This is a genomic window from Echinicola salinicaeni (assembly GCF_014280965.1).
In the GTDB taxonomy this organism is placed as follows: Bacteria; Bacteroidota; Bacteroidia; order Cytophagales; family Cyclobacteriaceae; genus Echinicola; species Echinicola salinicaeni.
In genome coordinates this window covers 566,321-586,050 of record NZ_JACODZ010000001.1, presented here as the reverse complement: position 1 = coordinate 586,050, position 19,730 = coordinate 566,321, and the positions used below count along the sequence as shown (strand labels likewise).

14 protein-coding genes are annotated in these 19,730 nt (G+C 40.7%); 4 read left to right on the top strand and 10 right to left on the bottom strand.

Features of this window, described 5'->3' with window-relative positions:
• The first annotated feature begins 10 nt into the window (after positions 1 to 10).
• Positions 11 to 904, top strand: coding sequence for an SMP-30/gluconolactonase/LRE family protein (locus H7U17_RS02350; protein ID WP_186754375.1), 894 nt, complete (start codon positions 11 to 13; stop codon positions 902 to 904).
• 77 nt (positions 905 to 981) lie between these two features.
• Here the strand turns inward: H7U17_RS02350 and H7U17_RS02345 are convergent, their stop codons facing one another.
• From H7U17_RS02345 to H7U17_RS02315, 7 genes are all read right to left on the bottom strand, one after another.
• The gene (locus H7U17_RS02345; RefSeq protein ID WP_186754373.1) at positions 982 to 2,076 is read right to left on the bottom strand and encodes a lipid II:glycine glycyltransferase FemX; all 1,095 of its coding nucleotides are present in this window, start codon (positions 2,074 to 2,076) and stop codon (positions 982 to 984) included.
• A gap of 118 nt (positions 2,077 to 2,194) precedes the next feature.
• Complete coding sequence (locus H7U17_RS02340; RefSeq protein ID WP_186754365.1) at positions 2,195 to 3,001, bottom strand: Nmad3 family putative nucleotide modification protein; 807 nt, start codon at positions 2,999 to 3,001, stop codon at positions 2,195 to 2,197.
• Positions 2,970 to 4,064 carry a phosphotriesterase family protein gene (locus tag H7U17_RS02335; protein WP_222439112.1) on the bottom strand — a complete coding sequence of 365 codons (1,095 nt, stop codon included), beginning with the start codon at positions 4,062 to 4,064 and terminating at the stop codon, positions 2,970 to 2,972. The genes H7U17_RS02340 and H7U17_RS02335 overlap by 32 nt, the downstream gene beginning before the upstream one ends.
• Before the next feature lie 27 nt (positions 4,065 to 4,091).
• On the bottom strand, positions 4,092 to 5,369 hold the full coding sequence (locus H7U17_RS02330; RefSeq protein ID WP_186754364.1) for a hypothetical protein: 1,278 nt from the start codon (positions 5,367 to 5,369) through the stop codon (positions 4,092 to 4,094).
• 301 nt (positions 5,370 to 5,670) lie between these two features.
• Positions 5,671 to 7,209 carry a M81 family metallopeptidase gene (locus H7U17_RS02325; protein ID WP_222439125.1) on the bottom strand — a complete coding sequence of 513 codons (1,539 nt, stop codon included), beginning with the start codon at positions 7,207 to 7,209 and terminating at the stop codon, positions 5,671 to 5,673.
• 164 nt (positions 7,210 to 7,373) lie between these two features.
• Positions 7,374 to 8,606, bottom strand: coding sequence for a M48 family metallopeptidase (locus tag H7U17_RS02320; RefSeq protein ID WP_186754360.1), 1,233 nt, complete (start codon positions 8,604 to 8,606; stop codon positions 7,374 to 7,376).
• A 12-nt stretch (positions 8,607 to 8,618) separates the two neighbouring features.
• On the bottom strand, positions 8,619 to 9,668 hold the full coding sequence (locus tag H7U17_RS02315; RefSeq protein WP_186754358.1) for a PorP/SprF family type IX secretion system membrane protein: 1,050 nt from the start codon (positions 9,666 to 9,668) through the stop codon (positions 8,619 to 8,621).
• An 80-nt stretch (positions 9,669 to 9,748) separates the two neighbouring features.
• Between H7U17_RS02315 and H7U17_RS02310 the strand changes: the two genes are divergently transcribed.
• From H7U17_RS02310 to H7U17_RS02300, 3 genes are all read left to right on the top strand, one after another.
• Positions 9,749 to 15,376 carry a T9SS type B sorting domain-containing protein gene (locus H7U17_RS02310; protein ID WP_186754357.1) on the top strand — a complete coding sequence of 1,876 codons (5,628 nt, stop codon included), beginning with the start codon at positions 9,749 to 9,751 and terminating at the stop codon, positions 15,374 to 15,376.
• Positions 15,377 to 15,380: 4 nt separating this feature from the next.
• Positions 15,381 to 16,133 (top strand): peroxide stress protein YaaA, encoded by a 753-nt coding sequence (yaaA, locus tag H7U17_RS02305; protein WP_186754355.1) that lies wholly within the window; start codon positions 15,381 to 15,383, stop codon positions 16,131 to 16,133.
• 106 nt (positions 16,134 to 16,239) lie between these two features.
• On the top strand, positions 16,240 to 16,581 hold the full coding sequence (locus H7U17_RS02300) for a septal ring lytic transglycosylase RlpA family protein (protein ID WP_230981235.1): 342 nt from the start codon (positions 16,240 to 16,242) through the stop codon (positions 16,579 to 16,581).
• Positions 16,582 to 16,668: 87 nt separating this feature from the next.
• Here the strand turns inward: H7U17_RS02300 and H7U17_RS02295 are convergent, their stop codons facing one another.
• From H7U17_RS02295 to H7U17_RS02285, 3 genes are read right to left on the bottom strand one after another with little or no spacing between them, the layout of a single operon-like run.
• Complete coding sequence (locus H7U17_RS02295) at positions 16,669 to 17,868, bottom strand: phosphoglycerate kinase (protein WP_186754351.1); 1,200 nt, start codon at positions 17,866 to 17,868, stop codon at positions 16,669 to 16,671.
• Between the two features lie 54 nt (positions 17,869 to 17,922).
• Entirely contained in the window at positions 17,923 to 18,885 is a 963-nt protein-coding gene (locus H7U17_RS02290; RefSeq protein ID WP_186754350.1) for an L-threonylcarbamoyladenylate synthase, read from the bottom strand.
• A complete protein-coding gene (locus H7U17_RS02285; protein WP_186754342.1) occupies positions 18,885 to 19,601 on the bottom strand; it encodes a tetratricopeptide repeat protein in 717 nt (238 codons plus the stop codon). The genes H7U17_RS02290 and H7U17_RS02285 overlap by 1 nt, the downstream gene beginning before the upstream one ends.
• Positions 19,602 to 19,730 lie beyond the last annotated feature (129 nt).

Sequence of the window (19,730 nt, the reverse complement as noted above, 5' to 3'; positions counted from 1 at the left end):
GACCTTGCAAATGAAAATCAGACCACTTCTTATTATCACTATTTGTTCCTTAATGTTTTCCTGCAAAACTTCGGAGAAAAATCTTTTTCCTAAGGACACAAGTCCAAAACTCATAGCAGAAGATTTTGCCTTTACTGAAGGCCCCGCAGTAGCTCCCAATGGGGATGTATATTTCACGGACCAACCCAATAACAGCATCCACCGTTGGTCAGCTGAAACCGGTGAAGTAAATACCTATATGGAAAACGCTGGTCGTGCCAATGGACTCTATTTTGACAATCAAGGCAAGCTGTTGGCCTGCGCTGATGAAAATTTCCAACTTTGGCAAATTGATAAGAACAAAGCGGTAACAGTTTTGGTAGATGGCTATAATTCCAAAAACTTCAATGGCCCAAACGACCTCTGGGTGGACAAAAAAGGAGGAATTTACTTTACTGATCCTTATTATCAAAGGCCCTATTGGAAAAGAACAGAAATGGACATGGATAGCCAGCGTGTCTATTATCGAAGTCCTGATGGACAGGAAGTAAAGATAGTGGCAGACCACTTTGTAAGACCAAATGGTATTATTGGAACAAAGGACGGCAAGACACTTTATATTGCTGATATTGGTGATAAAAAAACCTATAGATATGCCGTGAAAAATAACGGAGAACTGGGAGAACCAGCACGCTTCGTTTCAATGGGATCGGATGGCATGACCATCGATGAAAAAGGAAATGTTTACCTCACCGGCAATGGGGTCACCATCTTTAATCCCAAAGGAGAACAAATAGGACATATTCCCATTCCCCAAAAGTGGACTGCTAATGTCACCTTTGGCGGAAAAGACAGAAAAACCCTTTTCATTACAGCCAGCAACGCTGTCTACACCATGAAAATGGATATTGCAGGAGCTAGATAAATACAAAAGGGTGAGACTAATATTTTAGTCTCACCCTCTTTAATTCCAATTATAGAATCTACTCAATAGGAGCTGGCTCATTTATTCAAATCCATAGCCCTAATCAACTCATACTCTTCCTGCTTGAAAGGATAATCCCAACATCCCATTCTATGATAGATCTCCCCTCCAAACCCCTTTTTATATAAATGCACTCCATGCAAAGGGTGGGACTTATCCAAATTGGGTGCACAACCAAACATATCATATTCCTCACAGCCAAAAGCCTTGGCCCGTTTTATAGCTTCCCACTGTAGAGCATAACTTCCCATGGCCTGCTTCTGATGGGAAGATGAAGCACCAAATAAATACGTCGCCCGCTTATTGGACAAAACCAAAAACATAGAGGCCAATACCTGACCATCATATTCTGCCATCAGTAAGCAAACTCCCACATTATCATCCTGATGTTCAAAAAGATCCAAAAAATAGTCCTTGGTTTGGTATTCTATACCTTTTCTAATCCCCGTTTCTTCATACAAGTCAAACCATTCATCCAACATCTCCACTCCGTACTCCTTTACTTCTACTCCTTTTTTAAATGCCTGGCGGATATTATAACGGGTATTGTATCGCATATCGTAAAGCAATTCTTCATCTTGCTTTTCAAGGTCCAGAAAAAAAGTATTCTTGGGCAAAGCATCGCCAGGGCTCTTTTTCAGATTCCAATTATCTGTACCAAAATTCAACCTGAATTCCTGTGTCTGCGCTGGAGGAGGCCCCTGCCAATTCCCATTTCCATCAAAGTATTCCTCTTCATCGGCCCATTGGTTTTCCCAAATCAGATCATAACGAATAAACACGCAGTTAGAAGGCAAATAGGGCCTGAGGCTTTCTGATAATTTTTCCAAGAACAAGCCTTGTTGCTCAAATTGAGGTTCCAATTTTGGTCCGTAAGGAACATAGGCAAAGCAATCCTGTTCATTGACATGTTTAATCAAGACCAACAAATCCTCTTGATCCTTATGACTAGATTCAGTATCAGGATTCAATAATTCCTTGGATACAGCCAGCTCAAAACCTTTGGGTACAAAACCTTGCTGGTGCTTCACCTTTGCCCAAAAGGGTGTTTGAGGCAATACATTGGTGGCACAAATATTATTAACTGATTTTCTCTTCGCAGTACAATTCATCACCTTTCAATTAATTAAGCTGCGAAACTATAAAATGACCAATGGACAGAAAAATATTTGGTAGACTTTCCCTTAAATCACTTTTGAAACCAAACTATTAGGGACACAAACTAGAAATTCATGTTCCTCTCTGAATTAATGTCTTGGCCCAATCAATCAAATTCACATTAGCTTCGACAACAAATTCCTGCCCTTTGGCAGCTGATTGGAAATATTCGGATTTATAGGATCTTTCACTATGGTAACTGATCTTCAAATCCTTAAAAAATTCCGGCAACTCCCACCTACTTTTAGAATAACCTTCCTTGGTGAGCTGCAATCCAGGGTGATATTTTAAAGCTGAGGCTCCGGGCAATTCAGGCTGAAAACTGAGCCTTCCGCTTGCCTCATAAATACAGTTATTGGTTCTTTCCCGAAACCGCTCATGGGCATGAGGATGGTATTTCAAATGTCTTTCAAAATCTTCAAAATCACTATGGACGCTTCCTACTTCCAAGTAGCCAAAGATAAGATGCAAATCAGGCGCATTGCTAACATAACTAAGGGATCCATTCACCATTTTCGTTTGTCGAAAGGTTCCAAAAAACAAAAACAAGTCCCCCTCGCCAATACCACTTTTGGCTAAATGACCTTGAGCAGCTCCAATTTGACCAAACAAAGGACTCCAGTTCTCCCCTCTAATAATTGTCTCTTTCACTAAATCTGGATCTAAATGACAGCCACTTTCAGCAGTGATAGGGCTTTTGGGATTTAAAGTCTTAATGATATCCAAATAGCTTTGTCCCCGATGTGTCAATTCCTTGAACGTTAAGGCCTCTGCATCTTCGGGAATAGGAAAACTCAATAAAGTACCATCAGGCAAAATGGGACTGGGCTGACCCCCATATTGCATATCAAAACCTTTCCTGCTTAATATAATGTGCATGGACAAAGGTTGAAATTAATTTATAATGTGCAAAAAGATCAGCTTTCTGCAACTCCCTTACCTTGATCCCGAAGGCCTTTGCTGGATTGACTTTAAGCAATAAATCAATCTCTCTTTGGGTAAATCCTGCTGATTTTAATTGCGGAACGAATGCTTTAAAAATCCGGGTATAAGCAACGATTCCCTGTTCATCTTTCTGTGGGTCAAACCATCCCGCATCATGGGAAATCAACACTTGATCCAAAAAACCATTTTCTTTGGCAAAAATAACTTTCTCGAGGTGCTTTTCCATTTCCCAGCCCAAACCATCCAAACTGATCCAGCATCCTGATTCTGCCGCCTTCAAGAACTCTTTCATATCCGATTCCCCTTGTGCATGCACCCATACAAAAGCAGTAGGAGAAACTTTATTCTTTCTCAATATTTCCAACTGAGGCCAAAGGGCCTTGGCTGGCCCCGTATGCGAAGCAATCGTTAATCCTGTCCGCAAGTGAGTTAGCGCAGCTGCTTCAACCAATTTTTCATCAATTGTCTCCAAAGGATCCATATTATCCACACTAATCTTAATAAAGCCAGGCTTGACACCCGTAGCATCTATTCCATTTATATATTCTTCAATCCACTTTTCAGCCAGTTCTTTTGCACTAAGCTCAAAAGCAAAACCAGGAAGATATTTATTATCCACAGCTCCATATAAACCAGTATTTGTAATAATATTAATCCCAGACTGCTTCGAAAGCTCCTTTAACAACGCTGGATCTCTCCCTAAGTAATTGGGAGTCGGATCCACAAAGAAACTTACTTCATATAATTTTAACGCTTCCAAATAGGGCAGCATAGTTTGCACTACTTCAGCAAAATCCCAATCATCTTTCCGAATACTGTCAGCTCCAATAAAATCGACCAATAAATGCTCATGACTCAACCAGACCATTGAAGTATCTATATCCAGAGTACCATTTACAGTTTGTACAAAATATTCAGGATACTTTTCTGTACACTTCACCATAATAAAGCAGGTAGCGATAAGGAGGCATCCAATACTAAATTTTACTTTTTTCATTTAGAGATATTTTATCACTGATATTGATCAATCCTTTTTCAAAGCTTTTCCACTTTTAAAAATAATATGCTTCAGTAATGCAACAGATTCATTATTCAGCATATCACCCTTCATCCAGTATTTCGTGTGTGAAGCCCTTTTTCTATGAATCTTTTTCAATTTTCCCGTTTTAAACTTTTTAATCAATTCAACTTTTTTGTCAATAATTCCATTTCCAAACAAAGAAGAAAGCTTTCCCCCGAGCATATCTCCCTCAAAGAAGATATTGGTCCATCTAGTCAGGGCAAAATGGGCCGCATGATGCAATATGACTTTTTGGCCATCTTTGTAGCCATATTTCAATAAGTAATTTTCCCCATCCGATTCATGATTACTTATTGCAGGTGGACAGACAGGAATTTCCCTTTGGATGATCCTTTGAGCAAATTCCCCACTATTTTCCGCCAATAAAAAATCTGCATAGGTAAGTGGACTTCCCAATGTAATAAAATCCGACACCTTCCATTTGTCCAAGCCTACTTGGCTGGACCAATAAAGGTGCTGCGTATCTCGAAACTTATACGGATATTCAGTCTTTCTCTTGAAATGGTCTTTTATTTTATGTGGGTCAAATACCAGTTTACGATTGTACTTTGGCCAAGCATGCTTGAGAATATCATAACCGATTACACTTCCCAAACTATGGCCCACCAACAATATCCTATCATAATCCCTTTTTTCATGTAAATAATCAATGGTTTGAATCCCGGCCTTTTTAATGGCCTGCCTTTCTTGGATATTTTCAGGATCTGGACTTAAATACCTTGAGGCGTCACCTGCAGTCATTGCTATTTTTTTCAGGAAATGATAGGAAATAAATGATAGAATAAATTCAGCTATTAGTGCTAGCGTTTCCCAATAATAGGTAGTTAAGAAATTAGCGGAATTGTTTTTTTCCGGACCCCACAATAAATTAAGGATTAGCAGAAAAATAATAACAAAGAAAGACACACAAATCAAAACCAAAATAGTTTTGATAAATTGAAACCTCTTTGGAATGCTTTCTGATGAAATCATCTTCAAAAACCATTTGAGAACCTGTGAAAAAGTCGAATCCCTAAACCTATAAGCCCAATACAACTCATAAAAATCTGTCACTGAATTTTCTTCATGGAAATAACTGAGCTTTCTTAATTCAAAACTATCATCAACCAAATCTGGAGAACTCGAATAATTCTCCCCCACCAAAGCGCAAACAAATCCCCTCAAGGTTTCCATCGGCCTTTGCTCACCAATACCATGAATAATTAAAACTGCCTGTTTCATAAAAAATCAAATTGCCATAGTCCTTTCACCCTCAACACAAAACACTGACATTCTTTATATTACAAATTAATTTACCGCTTTTTTTTCAAATACCCTTACTTAGCTCCTTGCTTTAACTAAATAGTGTCTTCAGAATGAATTCATCCAGTTTACTTTGGGAAAAAATATGATCTTCAAAAGGCCAACCAAGTTTTTAAACCCAATATAAACTTCCCAAAAGCAAAAAAAGCCCCATTTCCATTATCAGAAATGAGGCTTCCTTCCTATTTATTCACACTATAATTCCATTCTAACTCATTGACTATTCATGAGATAAAGGAATAAACTGTGCAGATAAATCTGGTTTTTCCATCTCAGGGTCAAAAGGGAACATTGGACGCTTGATACGCTTATAGTCTAGTCGCATCAAATCTTGGTCTACTCCACCAGGCGTTAAGGCCAATAGCCAGTCTGCTCTCATATTATACAATTCAGGAACTAGGTATCCGATTTTCACTACAACAATATCTGTCTCCTTAGGATTCAACCCCAAATTGGTAAAATCACTTTCATGATGGTAAGGCTTGCGCTTTTTGGTAACAATAACATTAACCGAACCTACCTTTACAACAACCTCTACATCTGCATCTCTATCTCCCTTTTCAATAGAAACAACCTTCCCTTTCAAGGTCACAGGACCAGCATAACGATCATCCACAGCGGCTCCCACAGGAGCTTCAACTTCTCCACCAACACCTACTTTTTCAGCAGCCTCTACCAGCTTAGGGCCAGGAATGGAAGCATAAATCAATGATGGGCCATCTGCCTTTTTAAATTCTGGCCTTGCTAATATTTCTTTTAAGGTCCAAGTAACATCTCCTGCACCACCAGCGGTGGGATTATCACCTGAATCACTGATCATAAATGGCACCTTATCACTTGCCACTGCAGCATCCAGCGCTTCCTCTAGACTGGCAGTCGGAGCGACAAAATCAAATTCCTCTCTCACTGACCAAAAGCTTTCTGCTAATTTTTCGGCTGTACTGCCTACTTTTTCCTTATCATCTCCTGTTACCATCACCACGCCATGGTTCCTTGGTTCATCTGCCCAAGCATAGCCGATCCAAATTGCAGCATCAACAACGCCTTCCTGATTTGCCGCCGGAGCTACTTGCTCATACAGGCTTTTTCCCGGCTCAATTCGCGTAGAAGTTTTTTCTCCAGGCAATAAAATGGGCACTGGCACATAGGCCTTATAGGCAGGCTTACCCTTTCCACTCTCCAACCTGTCCAATAAATTATCCATTGCCCTTTTCTTAGATTCCAAAGCATCTTCATGCGGAGCTAATCTATAACAAGTTATGATATCCGAATGCTTTGCCAATCTATGTGAAACATTACCATGCAGGTCCATTGAAGTGGAAATAACAGCTTCTTCACCGATCACCTCTCGGATCTTTTCTATCATATCTCCTTCAGGATCATCAATACCCTGAACACTCATGGCTCCGTGAATATCAAAAAACAGGCCGTCATATGGACCATTTTCTTTGAGCATCGTCAAGGTTTCATTCATCAAGGATTCATAAGCTTCCTTACTGACTATGCCTCCAGGAATGGCATGGCCTTTCAAGGTCGGTACCCAGTCTGCCCTTTTTCGGTTTTCAGATCCTTCAGACATAAATGGATAATAAGAGAAAATCTCCTCCCCCCTTCTGGCCTTGAAAGCATCTTTTTCAGTCACTGCAGGAGAAAAGGTACTGGATTCTATCGCCAATCCAGCTATAGCTATTCTCGGTAAATCCTGTTCTCCCTTTTCTGAAGATGAAGAACAACTTGAAATCCCAAGAACATAAAGCATTAAGCAAAATAATGTAGTCGCGGTAAGTGGTTTGTTCATACGTAAAGTTTTTAATTAATTTATCCAATTTAATTAAATTTTTATCAAATGTTTCAAAAAACACCGCATTCTTTATCGATTACTCAAACTTCGCTTGAACAGACATTAATAAATAAAATTGGAACTTAGGATTCTAATTTGCCCAACCTTTCCATCAATGGAGGATGGGAATAATTGACAAATACATGTAAAGGATGTGGGTTGATCTGACTCAGGGTCTTCACTGAAAGCGTCTTCAAAGCTGCTGCCAAAGGTTCTCCTGCATAGGTCTCTTTGGCATATAGATCAGCCTCAAACTCATTTTTCCTACTCAAAATATTCATCCCAATACCCAAAAAGGTAGATATCGGCGAAAATAGTAACATAAAGCCTATTAGGTTCAAATGTACTGCAACTCTTTCTGCACCCATTGCCAAACTGATCATCTCGCTGTTTACAAACAATGACAAAATATATAGCATCAAACCAACCTGCAAAACACTGATGACCATGCTCTGTAGTATATGCTTTTTCTTATAATGACCGATCTCGTGTGCCAAGACAGCCACCAACTCTTCCTTGCTGTGTTGTTCAATCAGGGTATCATATAATACTACTTTTTTTTGTTTTCCAATTCCTGAAAAGAAAGCATTGGCTTTAGTAGAACGGGTGCTCCCATCAATAACAAAAACATTTTCCAGAGAAAAATCCACAGAAGCCGCATAGGCCATAATACTTTCCTTTAATTCTCCTTCCTTCAGAGGGCTGAGTTTATTGAATAATGGCAAAATCCATGAAGTATAAAACATATTGAGCAACACCATAAAAAAGGCTGCCACAGTCCAGAAATATATCCAAAAAGAGCTCCCAAGTTCATTGATCAACCAAAGCAAAAATGCCAAAAGTCCACCACCAATTATAATGGCCAAGACATATCCCTTAAGCTTATCCAAAAAGAAGGTCTTTCTACTGGTTTTGTTAAAACCAAAATCCTCCTCTATTTTAAAAGTATGATAATAATCAAAGGGCAGTGAAAGCAAGTCTGAACCAATATAAAGCAATCCAAAATAAATCAAGGATTGCCAAATTGGATTTTCAACCCAAGCATTCACCATCTTATCTAGGGCTCCAAAAATCCCCCAATAAAGAAATATAAGCGTTATTATAAACGACAATAGGCCCGTGAAGAGTCCGAATTTAAAATTCGCCTTTTGGTAGCTTTTTGACTCTTGAAGTTTACCTTGGTCAAGGTAACCAGCCAAAGTTTTGGGAACTTTGGGCACCTGTTGTCGAACGTTAAGCCAACTGGTAAATTTATCAAAAAAGAAACCAGCCGTAATCAGGCCGATCATTAGGTATTTCAGTCCTTCTGCGCTCATGCGGCAAAGCTACTAAAATTTGGGACACGGCAATAATGTCTCTCTTAACCTTGGCGCTCCCGGATTGCTATCTGGAAACCTTAAGGAAATGCTTATCTCATGTGCCCCCCCGGATTGAATACCCAATTGTGAAACAGTATAATCAAAGCTATAACCAATGTCCAAACCTGAAGGAAGACTCACACCAATCAAAGCTACGATTGCATCCCGATTAGTTTCGCTATTCAGGGGTTTATAGGGCAAACCTCTGTACCAAAGACCAAATATCAATGGCTCTGCGTACAAATAAGCTCCAACATCCAATTGCTCAAACGGACCTTGTCTTTTATAATTGACAGTAGGAACAAAATACCGCTGCTTATAGGTATGGGTAAAGTCTCTTTTCATAGCGCCATGACCCAGCCCTATTCTATATCCGGCATGAGCTGAATATTTTCTTGGTAAAAGGCTCTCTCCATCCAGAAAAGACTGATTGGGCTGATTGATATGATGAACGGATGCTCCAAGCCATAGATTTTCGGTATAAAACAAGCCTCCAAAAGAAAGGGAAACCATATTCACGGGTTCACCCAAGCCAGACAAATCAGAATTACCTGGTAATAATGGACCAAAAGGATCTTCAGGGTTTATCTGGTTGGCAAAAATCAAATTTTCAAAATACCCTATATCCCTGCGAATATAGCTTGCCTGAAATCCTGGCCTGAAATAAACAGATTCTGCAATTTTCAGTTCATATGAGTATATTCCAGAAATGGTTAGGGATTTTAAATTCGCTGCACCTTCCACATCGTTCATGATCATGAGACCTAAACCACTATTATAGCGTTCAAGAAAAGTATCTGCATAAACCGAAAAAGTGTTAAACTGCGCATCTAGCCCCGGCCATTGGGTCCTATAATTGGCCCCAATACGAGTTTGATAGTCAGATCCAGCAAAAGCTGGGTTCAAATATAGCGGCGCAGCATAATACTGACTATATTGAGGATCTTGTCCAAAACTAATTTTAGTAATGAACGTAAATGCTAAAGTGCAAAAAACTATATTTATATAAGACCTAAACAATTATTTGTTCGTTAATTTGAATAACTAAGACTATAAACGTTTTACCTAAAAAAGGTGTTGTTTACATCAACTGTTAAATTATGAAAAGGACCCATATATACATAAATTTCAGATTGATTTATATATATTATGGGATAATTTTATGTTTTTTTATTTCCAACAACACTTTTTCTCAGGGGTATAACAATAACGAATGGATATTCGGACACTGTGGATCAGGCACCGAAAATAATTATATTTCCTTTGGAAAGGGGGCCAGCCCGAATGTGAATACCCTTCCAGGCTCTGTGGTTGTAGGCCAAAACAACAATGCAATCGCCATCGATCCAATCACTGGGGAGCCCTTATTCTACACCAATGGAGAATTAGTTTACAACTATCTCAATGAACCTATACAAGGAGCCCCAAATGGCATTAACGGCAATTTTGATGGGAGTCAGACCGTTGCCATTGCTCCACTGAACTATGACCCAGAAGGAGAACAAACCTATTATACTTTTTACCTCAGCCCATCTGGACAACTTCAATATGCCGTAATGGACATGAATGCCCAGGGGTCAGCTCCTTCCGGCTCCCCTCCTGCGGGTGAAGTCACTACATTGGACCAAGTAATTGGACCTGCATCTGGAGCCATAGCAGTTGTAAAAACACCAGATTCACAGAGCTACTTAATTAGCTTTGAGGGTGGTGAACTGGTATCGAGGGAAATCAATGATGTAGAAGGTGATTTTATCACCTCTGACAATCAATCCATCAGTAGTACTCCTGAAAGAATTGTTTTTGATGAAGTCACAGGAACATTAATTATCATTCCTGAAAACCCTGCTGATCCACTTACAGTCTTGGATTTTGACACTGGAACAGGTACTTTCTCTAACCCAAGGACCATTGACCAATCTATTGGGATTCCCACTGACGAATATGGTGGTGTATCCGTTTCACCTGATGGAAACTTCATTTTTTTCTCCAAGGGAAATGAACTTTTAAGGATTCCCATTGATGACCCTGCTGCCACACCGGAGATTATCCCAACCCCTCCAAGTTCAGGCACCGAAACCATTGAGCAGATCATGGATGTCAAAGTAGGCCCAGATGGACAACTTTATTATATATATCAGGAAGAGAACAATGATGCCTACTATGTTGGCACTTTAGAGAATCCAGATGAAGCAGATTCCACTCTTTTGACAGTGGAAGAAAACCCTTTTAATGGGACAGATTTTTGTGGCGGGATATTCCCTTCATTTGCTCCTAATTCAGATATTGATATCAATGTGGATTTCAGCTGGACACCACAAATGCCCTGCATGAACAATCCCTTGCAGCTCACCTCCTTGCTCACCCCTCCTAATATCCCAGTAGAATCCTACGAGTGGGAAGTATTACCACCGCCAACAGACCAAGATGGTGAAGAGATTGAATTAGACTTGACCGAAGAACATTTATTATTGCCTGCAGACGCTACCGGTGAGCAAAATATCACCGTAAACCTAACGGTTACCCTAGCAGACGGAAGCACAGAGACGGTTTCATATCCAATATCCTTTCAAGAAAACAATCTGCAAGCAAGCTTTACGCCTTCAGATACGACTACCTGTTTGACCTGCTTGGACCTAAATGAAATGCTGGAGGTACAATCAGGAGAAGAAGGACAGGGCGGTGGCTCTGGAGGAGGCGGTAGCGGAGGTGGCATCGGCATTCCTGGAACCGGTGGCGGTGATCAGGGAAGTGGCTCCACCTATGAGTACTTTTGGTCCAATAAAAAAGAGGAAGGATGGATTGCAGAAGGAGCCAATGAGGTCTGTGAACCCGGCACCTATTGGGTATTGGCCCGTGAACCTGGTTCTTCATGTTATGTATATGCAGAAACCACCGTTAAAATGTGGGATCCTGTAGCCAATGAAAAAGTTAATGACCAAACCAATAATATTTGGTATTTCGGTGATGGCGCAGGCCTGGACTTTAACCCAGATCCGGATGACCCCAACGCCCCGGTCCCAAGACCAGTAGAAGACCCTGGATTTACCTGGAACTTACCAGCGGGAACCACTACTATTTCAGACCAAGCCGGACAGGTATTATTCTACACAGATGGTCAAACTGTATGGGACTTAAACGGAAACCCAATGCAGGGCGGAGAGGACATTGGAGGAGACAATAGCTCCTCACAAAGTGTCATTGCAGTAAAAGTCCCTCGAGAACAAACCCTTTATTATTTGTTCACCACAGAATCCGCTTCTGGTGGATCAAATCAAGTTAAATTTTCCTTAGTAGATATAAAAGGTGAAAATCAACAGGGAATTGGCAGCGTGGTTAGCGGGAACAATTTCCTTTTTGATCCTGCCACAGAGCAATCAGCAGCCATCACCTCGGGAGACACCACTTGGGTGATGTTCCATGAAATGGGCAATAATACCTTTAGGGCATACCCTGTTACTTCCCAAGGGGTAGGTCAATCTATCAATAGCTCTGTTGGGAGTAACCATGACTTTGGTACAGGCGTTGGGGCCATGAAATTCAGTCCTGATGGTGAAAAGCTGGCTGTTACGGTTGTAGATGCCAATGGTTGTAGCGCAGTGGACATTTTTGACTTTGATGAGCAGACCGGAGAACTTAGCGAGTACGCTATTATAGATCTAGGTTGTGATGATGAAGTATACGGTTTGGAATTTGGTAATGATAGTGATAAAATTTTCGTTTCATATCAGAATGGCCAAGGCATCGAGGAAATACCTATACAGGGTGTTACCTTGACTGATGATACTGATCCTGACAATCCTATTACCAGTGTTTGTCCCAGTTGCTTTGAAAATGCAAACAACCAAGCTCAAATAGAACAATGTATTCAAGACAGTAGGACTACTCTTTCAGGAAGTAGCGGCAGCAACTTGGGAGCTCTTCAAATGGGACCTGACGGCCAAATCTATGTATCTGTTGTAGGAGCTCCACAGGTAGGCACCATCCAGCCAGGTGCTGAGTGCAATACCAGCTTTTATAATGAACAAGGCCCAATAACAAATGGCACCAACAACCTTGGCTTGCCTTCCTATGTGCAAAACTCAGGTAGCAATGTCCCCGATCCTGAAATCTCTGGCCCTGAAAGAGTCTGCTTAGACGAAGATGGACAGGCCTTCGTAGAATTTGAAGGTGCTGGTGAACCTGATATTGACTTTTATAATTGGACCATAACAGACAGCAATAATGCTCCTATTTTCACCTATAATGGGGAGGGGGATGACTTTCAAATCATGGAATATACCTTTGATTCGGCAGGCGTCTATACGGTCCTATTAGATGTGGAAAGATGTGGGAATCCTAATTATTATGCTGGAAGTTTAGAAATAGAAGTTGTAGCTCCACCAACCATCACCCTTCAAGATGACATTACACTTTGTGCAGGAAATACCGTTACACTGACAGCAATAGATGGTTATGATCCTACTGAGGGCTTATATTCATTTGAATGGATAAATGCTGAGGGTGAAATTTTAGGTGACAGTACTTCCAATTCCATTGATGTTTCCGAGGAAAGCATTTATACAGTAACGGTCAACCACATCATTCCGGCAGACGCAGATTCTACCTTTCAATCATGTCCTGCCAGCTCCTCTGTTTTTGTGGGGCCCGCTTTCGATTTTGAGCTTACCCAGGGTGCGGAGGAATCTTGTTATGAAGAAAACTATATCAGCTTTGCTCCTGACACCCCGGTAAGCGGGGAATGGTCCTATCAGCCACAAGGAAGTAGCGAGGCACCTACTATTTTGGGAACGGGTTATGAATGGGAAATAAATGTAGAATCACTACCTGGCCCAGGGCTATACGATATAATCTTCAGGGCTGACGACCCTATTCTACCTGGTTGTGTAGTGGAAAAAAGAGTAGAACTCTTGGTCGATCCACTTCCTGAATTCACTACCAATATTATCAATAATGCATTTGATTGTGCCACAGCAGATGGCAGCTTTGAAATCACCATGGTTTCCGATGCGCAAACGGTCAGCATAGAAGAAACTGGAGAGACCTTCACAGATGTGGCGGCTGGTGAAACTTTAGGACCAATCATCGATCTATTACCTGGCGTGTATACCATAACTGCAGAAAATGACGGATGTTCATTTACAGAAACAGTAAGCATAGAAAACCAAAACCCACCTGCTGGATTTGAGTATACCATCGCAGTTTCTCCTGAAGAATGTGATGTAAATGGAATCACAAATGGAAGTTTGGTTATCACGCTGACAGGCAGTATTACAAATGGATCTTACGTTATCACCAGTGAAGAAGATGGAGAAAAATTTACTGGTACGATAACAGGTAGCGCCACCATTCCACTTTCAGCGGGCACATATGCCGTTGAAGTGTCCGATCCTAATAATTGTGCTGTTCCTGATCCTGAAAATTATATCATTGAGCCTAAATTCCCAGTAGGCTTTACCGTTCCATCCAATCCAATAGCCTGTGAAGCGTTTTATTTCTCTCCTGAACCGGCAACAGGAATTGACTATACCATTACTGGGCCTGATGGCACAATGATCACTCCTCAACCTAATGGTCTTTATGTGCTTGATCAAGAAGGTTTATACACTGTCCTAGGAGAAGACCCTAATGGAATAAATTGTCCTAGGACAAGAGAAATGAACCTTACCATAAATGATCAAGTGGCATTCAGCTTACCAGAACCAGATTATGATTGCGATGATGGCGCCCTCTACACAGCAGAACTGGGAGCTGGCCTAGATCCTTCAAATTATATTTTCCTATGGAGAAATTCCATAGGTGAAATTGTGGGTAGAAACCAAAGCTTTTCCACAAGCATTGAAGGTACCTACTCCCTTGACGTGCAGCCAAGACTTGGTACTTCCTGCCCTCAAGCTCCCCTCGAGTTTGTAGTAGAGCCCCTACCAGAAAATATAGATATTCAAATTACGATAACTGATCCAATCTGTGATGGAAATGCGGCTGCCACCCTTACCGCCACCTATCCTCCGCTTGGCAATATCCAAGCGGAAACCTATTGGTATACTGTCGATAACAATAATGTCAGCACTGAAATCCCCGGCCTAAATGGCATGGATGAGATCACCGTCACAGAACCAGGCACCTACCGGGTACGTCTGATTGCAGAAGCATTTGGAAGGCTATGCTCCATAGGCAATGATAAAATAACCGTCTTTGCCTCGGATAACCTGCCTCCAGTATTGGAAGATTCCTATACCATATGTGCTATTGAAGGAGTAACAGAAACTTTAGATTCATTGGGCAATTGGGATAGCTTTGAATGGTACCTCGAAGATGAACTGGTGAGCACAGACTCTACCTTCACGCCTACCTTGCCAGGGAATTACACGCTTATGCTCAGTGATATCGCTGGCTGCTCGTATGTGGATACTTTTGAGGTAATAGAAGACTGTAGGCTAAGAATCATCTTCCCTGAAGCGCTTATTCCAGAAGATCCAAACAGAAATTTCGTCGTGTATGTCAATGACTTTGTAGACGAAATCAGTGTACTGATTTATAATCGATGGGGAGAATTAATCAAACATTGTATAGAACAAAACGTCCCAGAAAATTCCCCCTTCTGCACCTGGGATGGCACTGTAAATGGTGAGAAAGTCCCTGTAGGAACCTATCCTGTTATTATTAAGTTTAATAGCGAAGAACAAAATTTAGAGAAAACCATAAAAAAAGCTATAGTAGTAGTAGAGTAAAAATATGATTGCAATAATATCCCCCGCCAAGACCCTTGATCTTAGCACCACCGATATTTCCTTGGCATCGCAGCCGGACTTTAAATCAGATATCAAAACCTTGGTTTCATTGATGAAAAAAAAGTCCAGTTCGGACATTCAAAAGCTGATGAAGGTAAGTGAAAACATTGCCCAGCTCAATGAGGAAAGGTATCAAAATTTCAGCGCTGAATTCAATCCAGACAACTCCAAGCAAGCACTTTTGGCATTCAAAGGAGATGTATACAAAAGCATGGATGTAGAAAACTATTCTGAAGATGACCTCAATTTTGCCCAGGATCACCTTAGGATTCTATCTGGACTTTATGGGTTATTAAAACCGATGGACCTGATACAGCCTTATAGATTAGAAATGGGTATCTCCCTAGAAAACAAAAAAGGAAAAAACCTCTACGAATATTGGGGCACGAAGATTTCCAAAGCCCTGAATGATATCGCAAAGGGTGAACCGATCATCAACCTTGCATCCCAAGAATATGCCAAAGCGGTGGATAAAAAGGCTTTAAAATCACCAATGATAAATGTCAACTTTAAAGAGCACAGAGATGGTAAATACAAAATAATAGGCATCTTTGCTAAACAGGCCAGAGGCTTAATGGCAGACTATATTATCAAAAACCGAATCACTGAGCCTGAAAAAATCAAGCTTTTCAATGTAGATGGCTATGAATTTTCTGCTCCACAAAGTACAGAAAATGAATGGATCTTCGTTAGATAAATAATTGAAGTCCTAACTCAAGTAAGGCCAGCAGGGAGAACATCTTGTTAAACCTGCTGGCCTTAGTATTATAAGTCCACAAATGAAAAAAGATAGCGCCCTAATAATGCTCGCAACAATACTCCTACTCAGCTCATGTGCCAGTATTTCTCATAATGGCGGAAGAAGCGAAAAGGGACTTGCCAGCTATTATGCCAATAAGTTTAATGGAAGAAAAACTGCAAGTGGAGAGCGGTATAGTCATAGCAAATTAACCGCTGCCCATAGAACACTTCCATTTGGAACGATCGTAAAGGTAGAAAATCTTAAAAACGGAAAAACCGTAAAAGTCAGGATCAATGATAGGGGGCCATTTGTATCTGGACGAGTAATCGATCTTTCAAAAAAAGCAGCTAGAAAAATCAATATGATTCAAGAAGGTATCGTTCCTGTAAGGCTAAAATATTAGCATCATCTTGATCACTAAAAAAACACAAAAAAAGGCTGCCTCTTTCGAGACAGCCCTAACAGTTATAGTCACTATTTTTTTTAGTTCTTAAGGTTCCAAAGCTTTTACACCAGGAAGCTCTTTACCTTCCATATATTCTAGCAAAGCACCTCCACCAGTTGATACAAAGGAAACATCTTCACCTAGTCCAAACTTATTCACCGCAGCAGCGGAATCACCACCACCGATCAAACTAAATGCACCCTCTTTGGTCGCATCAACTACTGCATCAGCAATAGCCTTTGTTCCTTTGTCAAAGCTAGACATCTCAAACACGCCCATTGGGCCATTCCAAAGAATGGTTTTTGAATTTTTCACTACATCAGCGAAAAGTGTACGGGTTTCTTCTCCGATATCCAAGCCCATCCATCCGTCTGGAATTTGACCGCTTTTTGACGTTCCTTGCTCTGCATCATTGGCAAAATCAGTAGAGATGATATTATCCAACGGCAAATAAAGATTAACACCCTTTTCCTTTGCTTTTTCTACCAATTCAAGTGTCAATGGCATTTTATCTTCTTCCAATAATGAATCACCGATGGTGCCTCCCTTTGCTTTAGCAAAAGTATAAGACATACCTCCACCAATAATCAGGTTATCCACCTTGTCCATCAATTTCTCGATGATCAAGATTTTATCGGAGATTTTGGCTCCTCCCATGATGGCTGTGAAAGGTCTAACTGGATTGCCCAATACCTTATCAGCATTTTCCAATTCAGATAGCATCAAATAACCACAAACTTTATCAGTGAAATACTCCGCTACAATAGCTGTAGAAGCATGCGCACGGTGAGCGGTTCCGAAGGCATCATTCACATAAATATCTCCAAGGCTAGCCAATTGCTTAGCAAATTCAGCATCGCCTTTCGTTTCTTCTTTATAGAATCTCAAGTTTTCCAAAAGCAAAACTTCACCTCCCTTTAGGCCTGCAGCCAATTGTTTTGCCTCATCACCAACACAATCAGGTGCAAATTTCACGGGACGGTCCAAAGCCTTTTCCAAATCCAACAAAATATGCTTTAGAGAGAACTTATCCTCAGGGCCTTCTTTTGGACGGCCAAGGTGGGACATTAAAATCACTGCGCCACCATCTTTTAATATTTTATTGATGGTCGGCAAAGCTGCCTGGATCCTGGTATCGTCTGTTACATTGAAATCACCGTCCAACGGAACATTAAAATCCACTCTTACTAGGGCTTTTTTACCTTCAAAGCTAAGGTTATCAACAGATTTTATCCTACTGTTCATGGTTAAATAGGTTTTAATATGATTTTCTAATTTCTAATTCAATTTAAAATAATACTATTTGGCAGAAGCCCTTCTCAAGCGGTCATTGATCGCTTTACCTAGTCCCTTTTCGGGTAATTCCTCCGATAAAATCACAGACACTTTCTGTTGGTCCAAATAACGCATAGCAGCAAACAGTTGCTGGGCAGCTTCTTTAAAATCTCCGCTTTCACTAAGTACAATTTGATTTTCATTAGCAATATTTTCATATTTCTTCTGAAAACTCAGTACTCCGAAATCCTCCCCTTTCTCCAAATAATAAGGAACCAATTGCTCCAAATCACCCAAAACAAAAGGCTTTCTTGGTGCATAGTGGCTTTTTAGCATACCTGGTGACTTTGGATTACTGCTAGACTGGGGTAAAATCAACACATTCCCTACCACCTCTTTGATCGCCGATACTTCCACACCTCCAAGCCTGTAAATAATAATTTGTCCCTCTTCGACTCCCACAATGGTGCTTTCCAAACCAACCTCACATTTCCCCCCATCCAGTACATATTGTATCTTTCCTTCCAGCTGATCCACTACGTGAGAAGCTTGGGTAGGGCTAATATAACCAAATGGATTGGCACTTGGTGCTGCCAAAGGAAAATCTAGGGATAATAATAATTCCCGCGTCAATGGATGACTTGGTACCCTGACAGCTACTTGTTCCAATCCGCTGGTCACTAGATCCGGCACTATTTCTTTTTTAGGCAACAACAAAGTAAGTGGCCCCGGCCAAAACCTTTCAGCCAATTCCGCCAATTCCGGCAACAATCCAGTAGTATAGGCCTGTATCTGGTCTACACTACCTGTATGTACTATCAAAGGATCAAAGCTAGGCCTGTTCTTAGTTTCAAAAATCTTGCTAACTGCTTGAGGATTTAAGGCATTTCCAGCCAGACCATAAACCGTTTCAGTAGGTATACCTACTAGATCACCTGCCTCTAGGGTCTCCTTTGCCCTGATAATATCTTTTCCGATTACTGTCATTAAGAATCCGTATCACAAAATTCATCAATCCATTCCTTTGCATCTGTATACCCAAGACTCAAAGCCTTTTTTAGATGCACACATCCTTCATCTTTCTTACCCAAGGCACTCATTTGGGTAACACCAAGAAGGTAAAAGGCAGGAGCATTCTGATCATCAAGCACAACAGCCTGTTCAAGGGCATTGATGGCTTCTAGGGGATTATTATTTCCCAAAAGGGCTTTCCCTCTGTTAAAGTGAACCAAAGCTTGGTTTGGATCTACCTGTAGGGCCATATCGAAATCAAGGATAGCATCTTCGTATTGCTCCATACCCAATAATGCCAAACCACGGTTATAATAAATATCTGTCTGGTTGGGATCAAGGAAACTCGCCATATTATAATTTTTGACCGCATTCTTATACTCCTTTTTTTCAAGGAGCGCATTGCCTAAGTTCAAATAAGGCTTGTAGGAAGTAGAATCTATTTCTTTAGAAATTTCAAATGCAGCTATTGCCTCATCCCATTTTTCCAACTCAAAAAAAGCAACCCCCCTTGCATTATGGGCAGCGGTGTTTTTTGCATTTTTCTCGATCACTTTATCGAAATAACTGATCGATTCAGGGTAGTTTCCGCTCTGCAATTCTTTAACACCCGCATCATAAAGTTCCTGTTCCGATGGCGAACAAGCCCAAAATATTACGATGAGCAAAGGCAATATTAGTAATTTTCTCACTTTTGGTAATTTTTCAGACAAAGATAAGAATTATAAATGATCTGGCAGACTATTAGTTCAATCTTTACCAAATATCTAACAACCACTTATAATCAACAGATTACCATCATTCAAAAACAGCTATTTGGT